Source organism: Flavobacterium sp. DSR2-3-3 (genome assembly GCF_049896585.1).
In the GTDB taxonomy this organism is placed as follows: domain Bacteria; phylum Bacteroidota; class Bacteroidia; order Flavobacteriales; family Flavobacteriaceae; genus Flavobacterium.
On the sequence record NZ_JAFCUP010000004.1, the window covers coordinates 177,374 to 196,341 of the forward strand.

Below are 18,968 nucleotides of genomic sequence, written 5' to 3' on the forward strand. Positions count from 1 at the left end.
AGCAGTTTTTAAAAAGTCCTAATTGACGGTTTTTTTAGGTTATGATTTTTTGTTTTTTTAAAGCACATTAATAATAAAACCCAATAGAAATTTATTAAATTTGTACCTCTTGGTTTTAAAAAACTTTAAACCTTAAACTTTAAACCTAAATTTTTTAATGTCGAGTATAATTCAATTACTTCCTGATCATGTTGCCAATCAAATTGCTGCTGGAGAAGTTGTTCAAAGACCAGCTTCAGTGGTCAAAGAACTGCTCGAAAATGCGGTTGATGCAAGAGCTACAGATATCAAATTAATTATAAAAGATGCCGGAAAAGCGTTGGTACAAGTAATCGACAACGGTTTAGGAATGAGCGTAACGGATGCGCGCTTGTGTTTTGAACGACACGCCACTTCGAAAATCCGTCAAGCCGAAGATTTATTTTCATTGCACACCAAAGGGTTTCGTGGTGAAGCTTTGGCTTCTATCGCTGCCATAGCGCATATAGAAATGAAAACGCGTCAAGATCAAGAGGAACTGGGAAACCATATCATCATTGAGGGTAGCAAATTTATATCACAAGAAGTGGCAGTTTTGCCAAAAGGAACTTCTTTTGCAGTTAAAAACTTATTTTTTAATATTCCGGCGCGACGTAATTTCCTGAAGTCGGATACCGTGGAATACCGTCATGTTGTTGATGAATTTCATCGTGTCGCTTTGGCGCACTCCAATATTCACTTTACGTTTTACCACAATGGCAGTGAAATGTTTAATTTGCCGCCATCTACTTTGAGACAACGGATTGTCAATATTTTTTCGGGTAAAACCAATGAAAAATTAGTGCCGGTTCAGGAAGAAACAGAAATAGTGTCCATTCAGGGATTTGTCAGCAAACCAGAATTTGCCAAGAAAAGTCGGGGAGAACAGTTTTTCTTTGTCAATGAGCGTTTTATAAAAAGTGGTTATTTACATCATGCAGTTATGGCTGCCTATGACGGAATCCTGAAAGACGGCGCACAGCCGAGTTATTTTTTATATTTATCAGTGCCACCAAACACAATTGATATCAATATTCATCCTACCAAAACAGAAATTAAATTTGATGACGAGCATGCATTATATGCGATTTTGAGAGCTTCTATAAAACATAGTTTGGGACAGTTTAATGTGGCTCCAGTATTGGATTTCGATAGGGATTCTAATTTAGACACCCCGTATCATTACAAAGATTTAACTGGAGAAACGCCTACAATTCAGGTAGATGGTACTTTCAATCCATTCTCTGAAGATAAACCCAGCAAACAATTTTCCAGTTATAGAAAACCGGAACCAACAGCCAATTGGGAAAGTCTTTATGTAGGTTTAAAACAAGATACGGATGAAATTGGACACATGACTTTCGAGAATGAAGAAGTGACTTCCTCTTTGTTCAATGACGAAGAAGTAGAGCATTCCGTTCATAAGACCTATCAAATACATAAAAAATACATCGTTTCGTCTATTAAATCAGGAATGGTAATTGTCGATCAGCAACGCGCGCATCAACGTGTTTTGTACGAACAGTTTTTGGTAAATATGACCGTTCAACAAGCTTCAAGTCAGCAATTGTTGTTTCCTTTGAACCTGTTTTTTTCGTCAAGCGAAATGGAACTTATTGGGGAGTTACAGCTGTCATTGATGAACACCGGATTTGTTTTTGAAGAAAATAATACAGATCATATCGTTATTTCAGGAATTCCGGTAAATGTAACGGAGAGTGAAGTTTCATTGGTTTTAGAACAATTGTTAAGCGATTTACATGACGGAATACCGGCAAGCAGTTTCAGTCAGAATGATACGATTGCCAAATCGATGGCCAAAAGTTTAGCCGTGAAAACAGGAACGCACTTAACCGAAAAAGAGCAGGAAAACTTGGTCAACGGACTTTTTGCCTGTAAAGATCCAAATGTTTCCCCTTTTCATAAACCCACTTTCATCACGATGCGTGTGGAAGATTTAGATAAAAAATTTGCAATATGAGAAATGTAACTGAAACCGTAAAACAATTGATTATTATCAATGTATTGTTTTTTGTAGGTACTTTGATAATAGGTGATGCTGCCTATAAAATATTAGCTTTGTATTTTCCTGTAAATCGAGATTTTCAATTGTGGCAGCCGTTAACGCACATGTTTATGCATGGAAGTTTTATGCATATTTTTTTCAATATGTTTGCATTGTTTTCTTTTGGATCTGCTTTAGAGCAAATTTGGGGAAGTAAGAAATTTTTGTTCTTCTATATTTCATGTGGCTTCGGCGCTGCGTTGTTGCATACCGGAGTCAATTATTACTATTTTCAAGATGGTTTAAATACTTTGGTTTCTAATGGATTTGAAAAACAAGATATTTTGCAACTTTTGAATGAGGGTAAAATTGATACCAGATGGCAACAATTTATATCCATTTCTGATTTTCAGAATTTCACCAGTGCCTTTGCTGGAACTGCTGTTGGTGCGTCTGGAGCTATTTACGGAATAATAGTGGCATTTGCTTTTATGTTTCCAAATGCTGAATTGGCCTTGATGTTTATTCCTGTACCTATAAAAGCAAAATATTTTGTACCCGGTTTAGTTTTAGTCGATTTATATTTAGGGATTTCTGGGAAATCAATTTTCGGAGGTGGTGGAATTGCCCATTTTGCCCACGTTGGTGGCGCTTTGTTTGGATTTATCATTATGTGGTATTGGAAAAAAAATCAGTTCAATAAAAACCGTTGGAATTAAAATTGTAATATCTTTAAAAGTAGTACAACTTAAATAGCAGCTCTTAAATCCCGATAGAATTATGAATATTATTGACGACCTGAAATTACATTATAAAACGGGAGGAATAGTAACCAGGCTAATATTTTGGAACGTAGCTTTGTTTGTGCTTCCGTGGCTCCTCTTTGCGCTTTTATCGTTGTTGGGCATCACTATCGATTATATTCAGTATGTAAGTTTGTCTTCTAATCCGGCGCTTTTGCTCTGGAAACCGTGGTCATTGCTTTCGTATTCTTTTTTTCACAGCGGAATCATGCATATCGTTTTTAATATGATTGTTTTGAATTTTTCGGGGCGATTATTTATGACGTATTTTACATCTAAGCAATTATTTGGCTTGTATGTGCTAAGTGCCATTTTTGCGGGAATAAGTTATATTCTGGTGTTTTATGTTTTAAATATTAGTGCTCCTATTGTAGGCGCTTCTGCTGCTATTATGGCTATTTTAGTCGCTACAACTACGTATTATCCGTTGATGGATCTTCGTTTACTAATTATTGGAAATGTTAAGTTATGGCATATAACCGCTGTCATTATTATCGTGGATTTGATGCAATTGCGTTCGGAGAATATGGGTGGACATATTTCTCATCTTGCAGGTGCATTTTTTGGCTTTATTTTTATTAAATTGCTTCAAAATGGAACGGATTTAAGTAAAATAGTTTCTGGTGTATTAGATTTTTTTGAAAATTTATTCAAAAAAAACACGTCAACACCATTCAAGAAAGTGCATAAAAACTACAGTAAACCATTGGAAAGAAGCGTTTCAAAAATAATTACTAAGGATAAATCGCAACAACAAATTGATGAAATTTTAGACAAAATTAGTCAGTCAGGGTACGATAGTTTGTCCAAAGAAGAAAAAGAATTCTTGTTTAAAGCAGGTAAATAAATTTTTAAGTGAACGGTTGGCTTTTTGTAAAAATAATAAAATATAGAAAATGAAAAATCTTTCATGGTTTAATAAAGGAATGTTTTTTTTCAATATAGTGCTAACCTTCGTGACTTTTATTGCTTATATTTTGCCTTTTTTAGCGCCAAAATCATTTCCTCTTTTATCCGTTTTGACACTTTTCATGCCGCTTTTTTTTGTTTTTAATGCGCTTTTTTTTGTGTATTGGGCAATGCAGTTCAAGAAGCAATTGATTGTTTCCGGATTGGTTTTATTGATAGGAATCACTTTTATAAATAAGTTCTATAAATTTTCTTCTCCTAAATTTTCTAAGGAAGAAAAAGATTTTACCGTAATGAGTTACAATGTTCGGTTGTTGAATGTATTCAGGTGGATTGACAGGGATGATGTGCCTTCGGATATTCTGGCTTTCATCAATGACAAAAATCCCGATATATTGTGTATGCAAGAATTCTCCTCTTCGGCTAATATTGATTTGAAAGTATATCCGCATCGCTATATTTTTACAGATGGAAACCAAATAAAAACCGGTCAGGCAATTTTTTCTAAATTTCCAATTATTAACCAAGGGAATATTATTTTTCCTAATTCCAGCAATAACGTAGTATTTGCAGATATCAAAAAAGGGAAAGATATTATCAGAGTGTACAATATGCATTTACAGTCCATTAAGATTTCTCCGGATGTAAACGAGATTGATGAAAATATAGATGCCATCAATCAACAAAAATCACAGATGCTTTTCATTAGAATCAGTAAAGCATTCAAGCAGCAACAGCAACAAGCAGAGCTGTTCAAAGAGCACAAAATGAAATGTATTTACCCTACAATTATTTGTGGCGATATGAACAACAGCGCGTTTTCCTACGTATACCGAAATATAAAAGGTAAGATGAAAGATAGCTTTGAAGAGGCGGGTATTGGTTTTGGAGAAACTTACAAGTTTAGGTATTATCCCGCTCGAATAGATTATATTTTTGCTGATGAAAAAATGAAAGTCAAGAGTTTTGAACATTTCCCTCGTTTTATAAACTCGGATCATTTTCCTATCATGGCACGATTATCTTTTGAATAACTCGAATGGAATTGTTATTCGATAATCAGTTGCTGTTTTTTTAAATAAACCATTGCATATTTCCCTTCATTAAAAAGTAAATCCAACACACTGAGATTGTTTATGAAGCCATGTTTGTCATCAAAAACTTGGGTGTAATTTTCAAATATTGAAAAGTCTTTTTTCCCATTTACCAAACTTCTATAATCGGTAGTTACTGTAGTGTCAACTTCATGAAAATATTCGGTTGTAGTTGTATAATTCATTTTCATTCGAAGACATTTTGACACAACTTCCAAAGCTTCAAAATTTAAATCCAATAAAAATTCATGTTTTTTTTCAAAAAAAGGACGCAGGTCATCCTCGAAAAACTCGAAAAAGGGAGAGCTTCTGTAAGCTGCTTCCAGTGATTTGAAATGTTGTTTTTGCCAATCAAATTCGGTTTCAATTCTAATATCTTTGGTTTTTTGATGGCTTTCTTTCGAATGCTTTACCGGAATATTTAACAATTGAATGCCATTTGGACTGTAAATGTAAGCGCGATTGCGGTTTGTTTGTTTCTGAAAATTATCTTCTATCTCAAACGTAATATTTTCCGACTGAGTCATTGCTGTAAAATGGCTGATCGATGGGAAATAAGTGGGATGGAGGAGAATGTTCATCTTTGTCTAAAGTTTTTAAAGTCATAAAGTCGAAAGTCATAGCGCTGTACTAAATGGAGCTTTATGACTTTCGACTTTATGACTTTTAACTAATTTTTTCTATTTTTTCTTTTTTTCCAAAAATATTCTCCGACGAAGAAAATTAGTAATCCAAGTAGAAATAATTTAAAGTATGATTGCGGTTGACCCTCACCACTTACAGTTGTGAAAACTCTGTCCCAACGAATTTTGTTTATTCCTTTTCCGTTTGGATCGATACTCAACCATATGAAAATAGGTTTCCCGACGATATGATTTTCAGGAACAAATCCCCAATAACGACTGTCTTCTGAGTTGTGACGGTTGTCGCCCATCATCCAGTAATAATTTTGTTTAAAAGTATAGCTAGTGGCAACTTTACCATTTATTCGGATCTTTGTACCATTTACTTTTAAATCGTTATTTTCATAATCATCAATTATAGTTTTGTAAAATGGCAATGTTTCGCTGTTCAACACCACTGTTTTTCCTTGTTCAGGAATGTAAATTGGTCCATAATTATCACTATTCCATTTATTGATATGCGGGAATACTCCTTTTCCATAGTTTGCCTTGTCAACATCTCTCGATATTTGTCTGATTACAGCAGTTACACCAGGTGTGTTTTTCAATCTTTCCGCTCCGGCTTCAGTCAGGGCACTCATGAAAATAGTGTCTTTTGTAGTTTCATTTATGAATCCTGAAGGATCTGTGATGTCTAGCTCTTTGTATAGAGTTTCAAAATCTATAGGCGTTTTTCCATCTATTGCTACTTTATAAGAGAATTGCGGTTTAGCTCGTTCCGGTAATTGTAGTATTTTACCATCGATGTAAACGACACCGTCTTTTATGGATAAATTATCACCGGGAATTCCCACGCATCTTTTTACATAATTTGATTTTTTGTCGACTGGTTTATAAGCGCGTCTTTTTGAAGTGTCAAAAAATCTGTAAACGGTATCAACAGGCCAGTTAAATACAACGATATCAGTACGTTTTATATTTTGAATTCCAGGCAATCTCATGTACGGTAATTGTGGCCAAGTCAGATATGATTTGCTTTTGGTCAAAGGAATAGAGTCGTGAACCATTGGTAAAGCAACAGTTGTCATGGGAACTCTGGCGCCATAATTCATTTTGCTGACAAATAAGAAGTCACCAACTAATAGAGATTTTTCCAACGAAGAAGTCGGAATCGTGTAAGGTTGAATGAAATAAGTATGAACGATTGTCGCTACAACAACTGCAAAAAGCAATGAGCTAATCGTGTCAGCAGCCTTGTTTTGTGGGCTTGAACTTCTGTCAGCTCCATATTCTAATTTTTGGGTGTAGTTTACATAATAGATATAGAATCCTAGCGTAATAATTCCTAAGAAAGTATCTAATCCAGATCTTTTTCCAAAACTTCTCAATGTTTCAATCCAGATAACAGGGAAGATAATTAAATTGATTATTGGAATAAATAATAAGATAGTCCACCACGTAGGACGACCAATTATTTTCATCAAAATAATTGCATTATAAACTGGAATGGCAGCTTCCCAACGTTTTCTTCCGGCAGCTTCATATAATTTCCAAGTTCCTAAAAAGTGAACTATCTGTACCAGCAGAAAAAATACAAACCATTGAAGTAGTGTCATCGTTTTTTTTTTGTTTAAAGTTTAAAGTTTAAGGATGTTTCAGAAGAAACGGTGACTCTTAAACAGGCGAATAATTTTTATTTTAAATCTAATACGTCTTTCATTGTGAAAATACCTTGTTTCCCCACAATCCATTCCGCAGCAATAACCGCCCCAAGTGCAAAGCCTTCGCGATTGTGTGCAGTATGCTTGATTTCTATTGCATCTACAGACGATTTATACGCTACGGTGTGCGTGCCCGGAACAGTCCCGATTCTTTTGGCTTCAATATGAATTTGCTCCGCTTCCGGTTTTTCTAATGTCCAATTAGTGTACGAACTATTTTCAATAATTCCTTTAGCCAATGATATCGCAGTGCCGCTTGGTGCATCCAGTTTTTGAGTATGGTGAATTTCTTCCATTGCTACTTTGTAAGTGTCAAATTTCGACATGATTCTAGCCAAATATTCATTTAGTTCAAAGAATATATTTACCCCTAAACTAAAGTTAGAACTGGAGATAAATGCTCCTTTTTTTTCATGGCAAAGTGCCGCTACTTCGTCATAGTGTTCCAGCCAACCTGTGGTGCCGGAAATTACCGGTACATTTGCATGGAAACAGGTTGAAATATTACTCGTTGCAGCAGTTGGAACACTGAAATCAATTGCTACATCAGCAGTTGAAAGGCCATCAAAAGTAGTATTTCCATCTTTTTTCAAAACGATTTCATGGCCTCTTTCCAGCGCAATTTTTTCAATTACCTGGCCCATTTTTCCGTATCCTAAAAGCGCAATTTTCATTTTTTTTATTTTTTAAATTTCGAATAATTAAAGAGTCCTGCAGCTAGTAATGCCAATAAAACTCCGGCGATGAATCCTGAAAAGAAAGTGTTCATTCGGATTGAATCGAATGTCTTATTTTCGGAATAATTTACTAAGGTGATTAGTAATAAAATCGTAGTTCCAATAAAAAAATATTTCTTCCCAATTCTATTGATTAATGACATATCGCATGGTTTTATTTATCTAATTCTATCAACTAATTTTTGGAGCTAGAAACTATAATTAAAAGTTAGTCCTACATTCGTCTTTAACGTTACATCATTCGGATAAAGAATAGGTCTTAGAGACAAGTTTTCATCTACATTAAACTGGATTAAAGCGGCATCCACATTGGCATCAAGAATATTTAATGCGTAAAACGCTAAAGTCACTAAAGCGGATAAATCGCGGTTGCGTTGGTAAAATTTCTGTCCGGCAATCAAACGGTTGTTGTCCAGAAAAGCTAAATCGTCAGTAACGGAACCTTCCAGTCTACTTTTATAAGCGTCTCTATATTGATGGTATTTTTTATTATTGTCAACATAAAAATAAATACTCGTTCCTAAAGCTCCATATACAAGCGGTATTTTCCAGTATTTTTTATTGTAAGCCTGACCCAAACCCGGCAGAACGGCGGAATAAAAAGCTGCTTTTGCAGGTGTCAAAGGATCAATGTCATTTGATTTCAAAGTGTCTTCAGCGACCAAAACCGCTTCTGTTTCCGTTTGCGCAAAAACAGTAGTATTTCCCACTGTAAAAAGGAACAGAACGATGAAAATGATTTTGTTCACTATTCGTTTATTAATTTTATGATTCTGTTAAAGTCTTCTTCAGAGTGAAATGGAATAGTAATTTTTCCTTTACCGTTCCCGGCTACTTTTACATCTACTTTGGTACCAAAATAATTAGTAAAAGTGCTTTTTTGAGCATCCGCTATTTCAAACGAAGCTGCTTTTGGTTTTCCGGCAGGTTTAGGTTTTAAACTTTCCTGATAGTTTTTCACCAAAGCTTCTGTATCACGAACCGATAAATTTTGACTGACAATTTTTTGGTAAATATCAGTTTGAATTTCTTGGTCTTCAATATTGATGATAGCTCGGCCGTGCCCCATACTGATGAAACCATCACGGATTCCAGTTTGGATTATCGGATCCAGTTTTAAAAGTCTCAAATAGTTAGCAATTGTAGAACGTTTTTTCCCTACACGCTCGCTCATTTGTTCCTGAGTCAATTGAATTTCGTCAATCAAACGTTGATATGAAAGTGCAATTTCAATTGGATCTAAATCGTGACGCTGGATGTTTTCTACCAAGGCCATAACCAATGATTCGTTGTCATTTGCAATACGAATATATGCAGGAACTGTTTTTAATCCCACGAGAGTCGACGCGCGAAGACGACGTTCTCCGGAAATTAACTGGTATTTATTGAAGTCGAGTTTACGCACAGTAATGGGCTGAATCACACCTAATTCTTTGATAGATGTTGCTAATTCTCGCAATGATTCCTCATTGAAATTGCTTCTTGGTTGAAACGGGTTTATTTCAATCGCCTCAATTTCAAGTTCAATAATATTTCCTACGACTTTATCAGCATTTTTATCGGAAACAGATTTTATATCGTTTTCCGGATCTTTTAATAATGCCGATAATCCTCTTCCTAAGACTTGTTTTTTAAGTGCTTTTGCCATAAAACTATTTACTGTTTTTCTTTATAACTTCTTGAGCCAGATGCAGGTAATTGGTTGCGCCTTTACTTGTAGCGTCGTAGTTTATGATGCTTTCGCCAAAACTTGGTGCTTCACTCAATTTTACATTTCTCTGAATGATTGTCTCAAAAACCATGTCGTTAAAATGTTTCTGAACCTCTTCAACTACTTGGTTTGACAAACGCAAACGGGAGTCAAACATCGTCAATAACAATCCTTCGATATCTAAATCCGGATTGTGAATTTTTTGGATACTTTTTATGGTATTCAGCAATTTTCCTAGACCTTCCAATGCAAAATACTCACATTGAATAGGAATAATCACGGAATCAGCAGCGGTCAAAGCATTAAGGGTTAGTAATCCCAGCGATGGCGCACAATCAATAATGATATAATCGTAATCGTCTTTGACACTTTCCAATGCTTTTTTAAGCATATATTCCCTGTTTTCTTTGTCGACTAATTCGATTTCAATGGCGACTAGATCGATATGTGATGGAATCACGTCTACATTTATGGCAGAACATTTTATGATGGCCTCTTTTGGCGTATGACTATGCTCTAGAATTTGGTACGTTCCTATTTCAACAGATTCAACATCAATTCCTAATCCTGATGACGCATTTGCCTGTGGATCAGCATCAATAAGTAATACTTTCTTTTCTAAAACTCCCAATGAAGCAGCAAGATTAACTGATGTTGTAGTCTTTCCAACTCCTCCTTTTTGATTAGCAATCGCGATGATTTTGCCCATTTATTTTTCTAAATTTTGAACCGTAAAAATACAATTATTTATGGTTTCTAAAAATCTATTTTGTTAACATTTGTTAAAGCTTGATTCCTTGTCTTTTGACACATTCCCATTTTTAGAACCGAATAGATTTTCTGAAGCTATTTTAGCGGTACGTTGAAATCCCTTTAGTTCGGGACTGGAACTACTTCTTTTTTTCTGTAGCCGTGATTCAGTTGCTCTTTTGTGTCAAAAAAAAAGGAGTATTTTGGGAAGCTTTTCACGTCCATCTGGGATATGGGACTTGACATTTAAATATGATCTGTAGTTTTGTTTTTATACCGTTTTCTCAGTAAATTAAATTTATTTCTTATTTCCGAAATAGTTTTGCAGAAGCCGAAAATAGTGCTATATTTGCCACCGCTTTCGGGGTGTAGCGTAGCTCGGTTATCGCGCCTGCTTTGGGAGCAGGAGGCCGCAGGTTCGAATCCTGCCACCCCGACTAAAGATCCTTTCTGTATTAACAGAAGGGATTTTTTTATTGCAGAATAATAAAAACTGATGCTTCAGGTTCTGTAATAAAGCAATTATGACTTATTTTTGCATTGTTAAAAAATTATAATTCACACTTACTATGTCTGATACAATCGAAAAAATTAAATGTCTTATTATAGGTTCTGGTCCAGCAGGTTATACTGCAGCTATTTATGCAGCCAGAGCAAATATGAATCCTGTTTTATACCAAGGAATGCAGCCAGGAGGTCAGCTGACAACAACCAACGAAGTAGAAAATTGGCCTGGAAATCCTGAAGGGATAACTGGTCCAGAAATGATGGTGGGGTTGCAGGCACAAGCACAACGTTTTGGAACTGAAGTACGTGATGGTTGGGCTACTAAAGTTGATTTTTCAGGTGAGATCCATAGAGTCTGGATCAATGATACGATAGAATTGCATTGCGAAACCGTAATTATTTCTACAGGAGCAACAGCTAAATATTTGGGAATGCCATCAGAACAGCACTATTTAAAAATGGGTGGTGGAGTTTCGGCATGTGCAGTTTGCGACGGTTTTTTCTATAGAAATCAAGAAGTAGTAATCGTAGGCGCAGGAGATTCAGCTTGTGAAGAAGCACACTATTTGTCCAAACTTTGTAAAAAAGTAACCATGTTAGTGCGTAGCGAAAAATTTAGAGCTTCTAAAATCATGGAAGAACGCGTTCGGAAAACAGAGAATATTACCATATTAATGAACCACGATACTGTTGAAGTATTAGGAGATGAGCAGGTAGTTATTGGGGTAAAGGCTTTAAACAAAAATACTAATGAAGTTTTTGATATTCCTGTCACCGGCTTCTTCGTAGCTATTGGTCACAAACCCAACACAGATATTTTTAAAGATTTTATCACATTGGACGAAACAGGGTATATTATCAATACTCCTGGAACTTCCAAAACAAATGTTGAAGGCGTTTTCGTAGCGGGAGATGCTGCTGATCATGTGTATCGTCAGGCGATAACTGCGGCCGGAACTGGTTGTATGGCTGCTCTTGATGCCGAAAGGTATTTGGCTGCCAAAGAATAAGATTAATTTAGAAGTTTATTTGAGATAAAAGATAAAAGATAATAGACTCATAGATAATAGATTTGTTGGAAGATATGTCGTCCTGATAATTTTTAACAGAGTTATCTTTCAAAAGGTTGACTTGATTTACAATTTAAAACAGCTAAATCGGAACAGAAGTAATTCTGTTCCGATTTATTTTTTCCCATTATTTAAATTTGATTTAATTTTGTTCCTTTATTTTGTTTGAAGGGAACATATTAATGGAAAAACCCAATCAGACTAAGGCATAAATAAAGATATACTATAATCTCTTTTCGCTTCACATAATTTATATTTGCTTCCATAATGATGGTTTTTTGTGTATCGCTATTTCAGGACGGGACATTTGTGTAAAAAAAAATCCCGTTTCAATTTTGAAATGGGATTTTTTGTATTTTTATTTTCAGTTTAATATGCGAAAGAAAACTGTATACTAGAACTGCTCTCTTCCAGCAAAATGGAACGCACCTTCAATAGCTGCATTTTCATCGCTATCAGAACCGTGAACTGCATTTTCTCCGATAGAAGTTGCGTATGCTTTACGGATAGTTCCTTCAGCAGCTTCAGCTGGATTTGTAGCACCAATTAAAGTTCTGAAATCTTCAACTGCATTCTCTTTTTCTAAAATTGCAGCAACAATTGGTCCTCTTGACATGAATTCAACTAATTCGCCGTAAAATGGTCTTGCAGCGTGTACTTCGTAAAAAGCCTGAGCATCAGCAACAGTTAATTGTGTTAATTTCAAAGAAACGATTTTGAAACCTGCAGTTGTAATCATTGCAAGTATGTTTCCGATGTGTCCGTTAGCAACAGCATCAGGCTTAATCATTGTAAATGTTCTATTAGTAGCCATCTTTTAATTTTTTTTTAATTTTGTGCAAAATTAGTATTTTTTTATTGATTATTTTTACAAATACGGCATTCAAATGAGCGTAATCTGATTAAAGTACAATAATATCAAATGTATTATCCAATGGTTTGAGTTGTTTAATCAATGTTGGAATCAGATTTTCACCATATTCCAAATAAAATTCAGAGAAATTAGTTTGTCGTTCCTGTAGACTTTGGTTCGGGAATAACCCGTTTTGCAAGTCGGTAATTCGTTGTAAAATATCGCTTAACTTTCTTTTTTGTGCTTTTAGCAAACGTTTCTCCAGATTTTCTAATCCTTTGATTTGTTTTGATTCCTGCGCTTTTACAGCTCCAAGAAAAGATTCATCTGTTTTATTCGCTACTTCATAAAGCGTGCTAAATTGTTTTTGCAATTGGGCTTTTAGATGCGTTAAATCAACTGGGAAATCTGATAGTACTGTAGTTTTAGTATTTACTAAATCGGGCTGTTTCGAAAATAAATTTCCCCAATTCAATTCTAATTTGTCTGCTTTTATCGCTTGTTTTTCAGTGGCTAATAGCACAGAGTTTCTCAATAAAAGGATTGGAAAAGTTACTTTTACGGATTCAAAAAAAGATTTTAATTCTAACCAATACGCAATTTCTCCGCCACCGCCGATATAGCATAAATTTGGCAAAATCACCTCCTGATACAATGGACGCATAATCACGTTTGGACTGAATTTTTCGGGATGATTTTCTAAAAGGGTTAGAATTTCTGTTTCAGAAAACTCTATTTTAGTATGGTTTACTTTGTAAATATCGTTTTCAAATAGGATGCGTTCTCTGATGTCATCTTCAATATAAAACAAATTGATTTCTCGCGGGTTTACCTGAACCGTGTACTCTTTTAATTTTTCAGCAGTTTCCAACACTAATTTGTGAGAAGATTGCTGTAATAATTCTTCTTTTATATAAGGTACAAAGTTGCGTTTCAAATCTTGATTATCCGCATCCAAGATGACTAACCCATACGCACCAAAAAGCGAATTTGCTAAAAATCTCGTGGCATCTGCTAAATTATCGTGAGCAAGGTACGAATCGGTAAATAGTTTTTTTATCGTTTCTGCATTCGTACTGGAGCCTAATTCCAGCGCATATACTTCAAGGAAATCAGCTAAACCTGCAGTAGACAATCGACCAACAGGACCTGTACTTTCTTTGTTCCAACGGAATTTTTTGCCTTTAAAATTGAAATAATTGATTTCTTCAAAATCATGATCCTCGGTCGCCATCCAGTAAATGGGTACAAAATTATAGGTTGGATATTTCGCTTTTAATTCGGTTGTTAAATTAATAGTCGAAATGATTTTATACAAAAAATACAAAGGTCCGCTGAAAAGATTTAATTGATGACCAGTTGTAACCGTGAATGTATTTGGATTATTTAAAGCTTCAATATTTTGATTTGTTAAAGCCGACATTTCGCTTTTAGCGTATTGTTTTTGTAAAACGGAAACCAAAGTAGCTCTTGATTTATCATTAAAATTAGCTTGCTTCTCCTGAATTTGTTCTTCAAAGTTTTTAAGAGTTGGAAAACGATGGTATAAAGAGTGAAGATTGCTTTTTTCTTCTAAATAATCATTCATTAAAGCAGAAAAATATCCTGAGTTCTGATAGCTGATACAGTCGGTGGGCATGTTTTGAGTTTCTAAATTTGATGCTAAAGTACTAAAAAGTAAAGTTAGGTTTTTTTGGTTTAAGATATGTTTAGGAATTGTCTGTTTTTAAATTGCTAAAAATTCATTTTTAACCTTTATTTTTGCACCAAACTTATTCCCTTTGAAAACCAAATTATTCTTAATCACGCCGCCTTTTACCCAACTGAATACACCGTATCCGGCAACCGCATATATTAAAGGGTTTCTGAATACCAAAAACATTGAGTCTGTTCAAGCAGATTTGGGTATCGAAGTGATTTTGAAATTGTTTTCTAAAGAAGGTTTGGAGAATGTGTTTGCATTTACAACTTCTAACAACCAAAATCTAACATCCAACTCCCAAAGAATTCAAGCATTACAAGATGAATATCTAAAGACGATTGATCCCGTGATTGCTTTTTTACAAGGGAAAAATCCAACATTGGCGCTTCAAATTTGTCAGGAAGATTTCTTGCCGGAAGCGTCTCGATTTGCACAATTGGAAGAATTGGATTGGGCTTTTGGAACGATGGGAACGCAGGATAAAGCGAAACACTTGGCGACTTTATATCTCGAAGATATTTCTGATTTTATTGTCGAATGTGTTGATGCTAATTTTGGTTTCAGCCGTTATGCAGAACGTTTGGGACGGAGCGCGAATTCTTTTGACGAATTATATGAAGCTTTGCAACAGCAACCAACTTATATTGATACCGTTCTTCTTTCTATTTTAAAAGAAAAAATAGAAACCATTCAGCCTACATTATTCTTGATTTCAGTTCCGTTTCCAGGAAATTTGTATTCGGCTTTTCGTTCAGCACAATGGGTAAAAAAGCATTATCCAAACATTAAAATTTCGATGGGTGGCGGTTTCCCGAATACCGAATTGCGGTCGCTTTCTGACGCTCGTGTGTTTGAGTTTTTCGATTTTATTACGTTGGATGATGGCGAAATGCCAATTGAAGAATTAATTTCCAATATTGAAAATTCGGATTACAATTCCTATAAACGAACCTTTCTATTGGAAGAAGAAAAAGTAGTTTATAAAAATAATTCCTTAAAACACGATTACAAACAATCACAAGTGGGAACGCCTGATTATTCGGATTTATTTTTGGATAAATACATTTCGGTTATCGAAATTGTGAATCCAATGCATCGCATGTGGAGTGACGGACGCTGGAATAAACTTACTATGGCACACGGGTGCTATTGGGGAAAATGTACATTTTGTGATATTTCTTTGGACTACATCAAAATTTACGAACCCGTAGCTGCTAATTTATTGTGCGACCGAATGGAGGAAATGATTGACCAAACAGGTGAGAATGGATTTCATTTTGTTGATGAAGCTGCTCCTCCGGCTTTGATGCGCGCTTTGGCACTAGAAATACTTCGCAGAAAATTAGCGGTGACGTGGTGGACAAACATTCGATTCGAAAAAAGTTTTACCAAAGATTTGTGTTTGCTTCTAAAAGCTTCCGGTTGTATTGCCGTCTCTGGCGGACTCGAAGTCGCTTCTGACAGGTTATTAAAACTGATTGATAAAGGCGTAACGGTGGAGCAAGTGGCTAAAGTTACCCGAAATTTCACCGAAGCAGGCGTAATGGTGCATGCCTATTTAATGTACGGATATCCTACACAAACCATTCAAGAAACGGTTGACAGTCTTGAAATGGTGCGTCAATTATTTGAAGTAGGCGTGTTGCAATCCGGATTTTGGCATCAATTTGCGATGACCGCGCACAGTCCCGTGGGTTTGTATCCGGAAAAATTTGGTGTGGTAAAAGAAACAGAAATCATTGGAACTTTCGCCAATAACGATATTAATTATATGGATGCAACAGGAATTGACCATGATAAATTCAGTTTTGGACTTAAGAAATCCTTGTTTAATTTTATGCACGGAATCTGTTTTGAATATGAACTGCAGGATTGGTTCGAATTTAAAATTCCAAAGACTACAATTTCACCCGATTTTATTTTTGATGCACTTCAGGAAGAGAATGAATTCAATATTAAACCTACAGCAAAAATCGTTTGGTTGGGCGGGAAGCCATTTTTAGAACACTTTACCAAATCTAAAAAAGGAAATTCTTGGGAAATGATGACCCTGACTTTTCATGATAAAAAGGAAAGTTTCTCTATTCAAACTAATAAAAATGAAGGAGAATGGTTGGTAGAAATGTTACAGAAAATCTCCGTTTCTAATGCTAAAATTTATAATTACCAAGAAGTTAAAGCTGATTTTGAATCACTTCTGGAAGACTTTGAATTATTTTGGTACTCAAAACCAATTAAAATCCTTAGAGAGTTTGGATTATTAGTTTTGTAAATTAGTTTTATTAAACTATATTAAATTAGCATAAAACTTTTATTTTTCGATTACGAAAACGTTTTCTTTTACTTATTTTTACGATTCTAAAATAGAAACAAATGAGTATTGGTTATAAAGTTAATGTAAACGACACTTTTCATTTTGATTTGGAAAAGGAAAGTGTTTCACAACTGGATGCAGTGAGCGTGGAGACGAATAAATTCCATGTATTACATGAAAACACTCCTTATCAAGCGGAAATCATCACTTCTGATTTTCTTAAAAAAAACTATACCGTCAAGGTAAACAACAACACGTACACCGTTGCTATTTCAAATCCTTTGGATATTTTGATTAAGGAAATGGGATTCGAAATGGGACTTACCAAACAAGTCAATTTTATCAAAGCACCAATGCCCGGATTGATTCTAGAAATCAGTGTGGTGGTAGGACAAACTGTAAAAGAGAACGACAACCTGATTATTTTGGGTGCCATGAAAATGGAAAATAGTTTTCTATCTCCGCGAGATGGAGTTATCAAAAGCATTTCGGTACTTATGGGAGACGCCGTGGATAAAGGACAGTTGTTAATTGAATTCGAGTAGAGATAAAAGTTACTAGATAAAAAGAACCAAGAATTTATATTTCTTTGCTTTTGCAGCAAAGCGGTCTTTATTCTTTTAGTCTTATTTAAATATGAAAAAAATATTAGTTGCCAATAGAGGTGAAATTGCCATCAGGGTGATGAAAACTGCACAAAAAATGGGCATAAAAACCGTAGCAGTTTATTCAACGGCCGATAGAAATGCACCGCACGTAAAATTTGCTGATGAAGCCGTTTGGATTGGAGAAGCCCCTTCGAGTCAATCCTATTTATTAGGAAGTAAAATTATAGAGGTTGCGAAATCTTTAAACGTGGACGCCATTCATCCGGGTTACGGATTTTTGAGTGAAAATGCTGATTTTGCCGAAGAAGCGGAGAAAAATAACATCATTTTTATTGGTCCAAAATCGAAAGCAATAAAAATAATGGGAAGTAAATTAGCGGCTAAGGATGCCGTTAAGCAATACAATATTCCAATGGTTCCCGGTTTTGACCAAGCCATTACGGATGTCGAAAAAGCAAAAGTGGTTGCTAAAGAAATTGGTTTTCCAATTTTAATTAAAGCATCGGCCGGAGGAGGTGGAAAAGGAATGCGAGTAGTTGAAAGTGAAGCTGATTTCGAATCTCAGATGGATCGCGCCATAAGTGAAGCGATTGCTGCCTTTGGAGACGGTTCGGTTTTTATCGAAAAATATGTGGGCTCGCCAAGACATATCGAAATTCAGGTGATGGCAGACAGTCATGGAAATGTTTTGTATTTATTCGAAAGAGAATGCAGCATCCAGCGTCGTCATCAAAAAGTAATTGAAGAAGCGCCTTCTTCGGTTTTAACACCGGAATTGCGTAAAAAAATGGGTGAAGCAGCTGTTTTGGTGGCCAAATCCTGTGATTATTTAGGAGCGGGAACCGTCGAATTTTTATTGGATGAAAATAACAATTTCTACTTCTTGGAGATGAACACGCGTTTGCAAGTGGAACATCCCGTTACAGAATGGATTACCGGAACCGACTTGGTAGAACTGCAAATCAGAGTTGCCAGAGGAGAAGCATTGGCAATCAAACAAGAAGATTTGAAAATAAAAGGGCACGCGATGGAGTTACGTGTGTATGCCGAAGATCCTATGAATGATTTCTTGCCAAGTGTCGGTCATTTGGATGTGTATCAATTGCCCGTTGGTGAGGGAATTCGTGTGGATAATGGTTTTGAACAAGGAATGGATATTCCTATTTATTACGATCCAATGTTAGCCAAATTGATTACATACGGCGAAACCCGCGAAGAAGCGATTCAAGTTATGTTAAAAGCCATTGAAGCTTATAAAGTTGAGGGTGTACAAACAACCTTACCGTTTGGGAAATTTGTTTTTGAACACGAGGCGTTTCGTTCCGGGAAATTTGACACGCATTTCGTAAAAAACTATTACAATGCGGATGTGTTGAAAAAACAGATGGCACAAGAAGCTGAAATCGCCGCTTTGGTGGCTTTGAAACAATATTTTGAAGATCAAAAAATCGTACGCTTACCTATCTAAAATATTTATTCACAATGAAGAGATTAAATTTTAATTAGAAAAAGCAGCACTTAGTTTTCTTAATAACTTAATGGT

General features: G+C 35.4%; 17 protein-coding genes and 1 tRNA gene. 9 read left to right on the forward strand and 9 right to left on the reverse strand.

Going from position 1 to position 18,968, the window contains the following annotated elements; translation table 11 throughout:
• Positions 1-157: 157 nt before the first annotated feature.
• From mutL to ACP7AQ_RS07240, 4 genes are all read left to right on the forward strand, one after another.
• Positions 158-1,999, forward strand: a complete 1,842-nt coding sequence (mutL, locus tag ACP7AQ_RS07225) for a DNA mismatch repair endonuclease MutL (protein ID WP_426064256.1) — start codon at positions 158-160, stop codon at positions 1,997-1,999.
• Positions 1,996-2,742: a rhomboid family intramembrane serine protease gene (locus tag ACP7AQ_RS07230; protein WP_426091628.1), complete on the forward strand. Its 747-nt coding sequence runs from the start codon at positions 1,996-1,998 to the stop codon at positions 2,740-2,742. Before mutL ends, ACP7AQ_RS07230 begins: the two co-directional genes overlap by 4 nt.
• Before the next feature lie 61 nt (positions 2,743-2,803).
• The gene (locus tag ACP7AQ_RS07235; protein WP_426091629.1) at positions 2,804-3,673 is read left to right on the forward strand and encodes a rhomboid family intramembrane serine protease; all 870 of its coding nucleotides are present in this window, start codon (positions 2,804-2,806) and stop codon (positions 3,671-3,673) included.
• A gap of 49 nt (positions 3,674-3,722) precedes the next feature.
• Entirely contained in the window at positions 3,723-4,769 is a 1,047-nt protein-coding gene (locus tag ACP7AQ_RS07240; RefSeq protein ID WP_426091630.1) for an endonuclease/exonuclease/phosphatase family protein, read from the forward strand.
• Positions 4,770-4,783: 14 nt separating this feature from the next.
• Here the strand turns inward: ACP7AQ_RS07240 and ACP7AQ_RS07245 are convergent, their stop codons facing one another.
• From ACP7AQ_RS07245 to ACP7AQ_RS07275, 7 genes are all read right to left on the reverse strand, one after another.
• The gene (locus ACP7AQ_RS07245) at positions 4,784-5,410 is read right to left on the reverse strand and encodes a WbqC family protein (protein WP_426094972.1); all 627 of its coding nucleotides are present in this window, start codon (positions 5,408-5,410) and stop codon (positions 4,784-4,786) included.
• An 89-nt stretch (positions 5,411-5,499) separates the two neighbouring features.
• Entirely contained in the window at positions 5,500-7,068 is a 1,569-nt protein-coding gene (lepB, locus tag ACP7AQ_RS07250; RefSeq protein ID WP_426094973.1) for a signal peptidase I, read from the reverse strand.
• Positions 7,069-7,145: 77 nt separating this feature from the next.
• A complete protein-coding gene (dapB, locus tag ACP7AQ_RS07255) occupies positions 7,146-7,847 on the reverse strand; it encodes a 4-hydroxy-tetrahydrodipicolinate reductase (RefSeq protein WP_426094974.1) in 702 nt (233 codons plus the stop codon).
• Between the two features lie 5 nt (positions 7,848-7,852).
• A complete protein-coding gene (locus tag ACP7AQ_RS07260) occupies positions 7,853-8,053 on the reverse strand; it encodes a hypothetical protein (protein ID WP_426064249.1) in 201 nt (66 codons plus the stop codon).
• 45 nt (positions 8,054-8,098) lie between these two features.
• Positions 8,099-8,659, reverse strand: coding sequence for a DUF5683 domain-containing protein (locus tag ACP7AQ_RS07265; RefSeq protein WP_426094975.1), 561 nt, complete (start codon positions 8,657-8,659; stop codon positions 8,099-8,101).
• Positions 8,659-9,558, reverse strand: a complete 900-nt coding sequence (locus tag ACP7AQ_RS07270; protein WP_426094976.1) for a ParB/RepB/Spo0J family partition protein — start codon at positions 9,556-9,558, stop codon at positions 8,659-8,661. Before ACP7AQ_RS07270 ends, ACP7AQ_RS07265 begins: the two co-directional genes overlap by 1 nt.
• A 4-nt stretch (positions 9,559-9,562) precedes the next feature.
• A complete protein-coding gene (locus tag ACP7AQ_RS07275) occupies positions 9,563-10,330 on the reverse strand; it encodes a ParA family protein (protein ID WP_426064246.1) in 768 nt (255 codons plus the stop codon).
• Between the two features lie 403 nt (positions 10,331-10,733).
• Between ACP7AQ_RS07275 and ACP7AQ_RS07280 the strand changes: the two genes are divergently transcribed.
• Positions 10,734-10,808, forward strand: a tRNA-Pro gene (locus ACP7AQ_RS07280).
• A 132-nt stretch (positions 10,809-10,940) separates the two neighbouring features.
• Positions 10,941-11,888, forward strand: a complete 948-nt coding sequence (gene trxB, locus ACP7AQ_RS07285) for a thioredoxin-disulfide reductase (RefSeq protein WP_426094977.1) — start codon at positions 10,941-10,943, stop codon at positions 11,886-11,888.
• A gap of 454 nt (positions 11,889-12,342) precedes the next feature.
• On the opposite strand, the gene ACP7AQ_RS07290 is transcribed toward trxB, so the two are convergent.
• Complete coding sequence (locus ACP7AQ_RS07290) at positions 12,343-12,762, reverse strand: nucleoside-diphosphate kinase (RefSeq protein WP_426064244.1); 420 nt, start codon at positions 12,760-12,762, stop codon at positions 12,343-12,345.
• 88 nt (positions 12,763-12,850) lie between these two features.
• A complete protein-coding gene (gene bshC / locus ACP7AQ_RS07295; RefSeq protein WP_426094978.1) occupies positions 12,851-14,440 on the reverse strand; it encodes a bacillithiol biosynthesis cysteine-adding enzyme BshC in 1,590 nt (529 codons plus the stop codon).
• A gap of 142 nt (positions 14,441-14,582) precedes the next feature.
• Between bshC and ACP7AQ_RS07300 the strand changes: the two genes are divergently transcribed.
• The 3 genes from ACP7AQ_RS07300 to accC all read left to right on the forward strand — a co-directional run bounded on the left by ACP7AQ_RS07300 (position 14,583) and on the right by accC (position 18,893).
• Positions 14,583-16,775, forward strand: coding sequence for a B12-binding domain-containing radical SAM protein (locus ACP7AQ_RS07300; protein WP_426094979.1), 2,193 nt, complete (start codon positions 14,583-14,585; stop codon positions 16,773-16,775).
• A 101-nt stretch (positions 16,776-16,876) separates the two neighbouring features.
• Positions 16,877-17,362 (forward strand): acetyl-CoA carboxylase biotin carboxyl carrier protein subunit, encoded by a 486-nt coding sequence (locus tag ACP7AQ_RS07305; RefSeq protein ID WP_426094980.1) that lies wholly within the window; start codon positions 16,877-16,879, stop codon positions 17,360-17,362.
• 91 nt (positions 17,363-17,453) lie between these two features.
• Complete coding sequence (gene accC, locus ACP7AQ_RS07310) at positions 17,454-18,893, forward strand: acetyl-CoA carboxylase biotin carboxylase subunit (protein ID WP_426094981.1); 1,440 nt, start codon at positions 17,454-17,456, stop codon at positions 18,891-18,893.
• Positions 18,894-18,968: the final 75 nt, after the last annotated feature.